1 protein-coding gene is annotated in these 323 nt (G+C 69.3%); it reads right to left on the bottom strand.

Annotated features, from left to right (window positions below; translation table 11 throughout):
* Positions 1–323 (bottom strand): demethoxyubiquinone hydroxylase family protein (locus FLQ44_RS17675; protein WP_206208953.1); only part of this gene is annotated, 323 nt, incomplete at both ends.

The following is a 323-nucleotide window of genomic DNA, read 5'->3' as shown; positions in this document are numbered from 1 at the left end:
AGGAATCGGCGACGGCAGCGCGCGCGCGCCGGCGGCATGCGCCTGTTCGGCGTGCTCGGCTTCCTCTTGGGCCATGCGCTGCAGGATGCGACGGCTGCGCTCGTCGCCCTCGGGCAGCTGGCGCAGATGGTCTTCGAGATGTGCTTCAACCTGGCGCTCTGTCTCGACGACGAAGCCGAGGTTGTAGCCGTCACCCGCCAGCCCCGCGGCCATGCCGATCGCATAGCTGCCTGCATACCACAGCGGGTTCAGCAGGCTGGGGCGGTCATCCAGCTCGGCCAGGCGCTGCGCGCACCAGGCAAGGTGGTCGGCTTCTTCCTGCG

It is taken from the genome of Vogesella mureinivorans (genome assembly GCF_007644035.1).
Classification (GTDB): Bacteria; Pseudomonadota; Gammaproteobacteria; order Burkholderiales; family Chromobacteriaceae; genus Vogesella; species Vogesella mureinivorans.
The sequence above is the reverse complement of the archived record's forward strand: the minus strand, read 5'-3'. Positions and strand labels throughout refer to the sequence as shown.